Source organism: Planomonospora algeriensis (genome assembly GCF_977012225.1).
In genome coordinates this window covers 1-1,404 of the sequence record NZ_CDRNDK010000848.1, presented here as the reverse complement: position 1 = coordinate 1,404, position 1,404 = coordinate 1, and the positions used below count along the sequence as shown (strand labels likewise).

Annotated in this window: 3 protein-coding genes; 1 reads left to right on the top strand and 2 read right to left on the bottom strand. The window is 75.8% G+C overall.

Features of this window, described 5'->3' with window-relative positions:
- Together ACWJ6R_RS36325 and ACWJ6R_RS36320 are read right to left on the bottom strand one after the other, a co-directional pair.
- On the bottom strand, nt 1-435 hold a 435-nt coding region (locus ACWJ6R_RS36325; protein WP_449066545.1), incomplete at its 3' end, for an FAD-dependent oxidoreductase.
- Between the two features lie 52 nt (nt 436-487).
- The gene (locus tag ACWJ6R_RS36320; protein ID WP_449066544.1) at nt 488-721 is read right to left on the bottom strand and encodes a hypothetical protein; all 234 of its coding nucleotides are present in this window, start codon (nt 719-721) and stop codon (nt 488-490) included.
- A 116-nt stretch (nt 722-837) separates the two neighbouring features.
- Here ACWJ6R_RS36320 and ACWJ6R_RS36315 point away from each other — a divergent pair, with 116 nt between their 5' ends.
- Entirely contained in the window at nt 838-1,260 is a 423-nt protein-coding gene (locus ACWJ6R_RS36315) for a hypothetical protein (protein WP_449066543.1), read from the top strand.
- Nucleotides 1,261-1,404 lie beyond the last annotated feature (144 nt).

Genomic DNA, 1,404 nt, shown 5'->3' with positions numbered 1-1,404 from the left:
CGGAGCCGCCGTCCCGGCCGTGACGGCGGTCACCGCGCCGGTCTCCGGGTCCGCGCCGGTGACCGTGGTGTCCAGCCGTACGGTGCCGGGTGCCAGCCGGGCGACGAGCGCGTCGACCAGCTGCGCGCGGCGCAGCAGGACCACCGAGTCGCCGTACTGCGCGGTCACCGCCTCCGCGCTGGTCCTCACCAGCCAGCGACCGTCCGCGCTGCGCACTCCGCCGTCGCCCTGGACGGCGGAGAGCCCGCGGATCTCGTCGCCGACGCCGATCGTGTCCAGCGCCCTCAGCGCGTTGGCCGCGACGGCCAGCCCGGAGCCGACCGGCTCCAGGGACGCCGCCCGCTCCAGCACCGTGACGTCCCAGCCCTGCCGCTGGAGCGCCACCGCCGCGGTCAGCCCGCCGATTCCCGCTCCGACCACCACTGCGCGCGCCATGCCCATCTCCTTCACTACGGATGTAGTGAACAGTACTACCCCTGTAGTCCAACTACAAATGTAGTATCCCGTAGGTGAAGTCCCAACGCGCTGAACTGGTCGCGGAGACCGCCATCACCCTGCTGGCCGAGCGCGGGATGCGCGGGCTGACCCACCGGGCGGTCGACGAGGCGGCCGGCCTGCCGCCCGGTTCCACGTCCAACCTGGCGCGCACCCGCTCGGCCCTGCTGGAGCTGGCCCTCGCCAGGCTCACCGAGCTGGAGGTGGAGCTCTTCTCGTCGTTCATGGCGGGGGCCGTGGGCGAGCCGCCGGTTCCAGGAGGCCCGGGCCTGTCGGCCGGGTCCGGTGGTCCGGGGCATCGGGGAGGACTGTCGGGCGGGGAGGGTGCAGAGCCTGGGTCCGGTGGTCCGGGGGATCGGGGGGGGCCTGCCGGGCGGGGGCGGTGGAGAGCCAGGGAGCGGCCGGGACACCCTGGACGCGCTCGCCGAGATGACGGCCCGGGTGCTGTGGGCGCAGCTCACCGTCGACCGCCGCCGTACGGTGGCCCGCTACGAGCTGGCCCTGGAGGCGACCCGCCGCCCCGAGCTCCGCGCGATCTACGACCGGGCGGGGGGCCGATTCCGGGAACCGGCCGTCGCCCTGCTCGCCGCCGCGGGCTCCCCCGATCCGGTACGGCACGGCCGCCAGCTGGTCGTCTTCGGGGAGGGCGTGATGTTCGACGCCATCGTCGGGGCCGGGGCCGAGCCCACCCTCGGCGACCTCCGCCGCGGCGTGCGGGAGCTGCTCGCGGGCATGCTGTCCGGCGGTTCTGCGCCGCGCGCCTGAGGACCGCCTGAGGAACGCCGACCGGTTCCGCGCCGGATGCCTAGGAGGCGCCGACCGGCGCCCCGGCGGTGAGCCCGGAGGAGTCGGGCCCGGAGGCGTGGGGCCCGGAGGTGCGGGGGTCGGAGGTGCGGGGTCGGAGGTGCG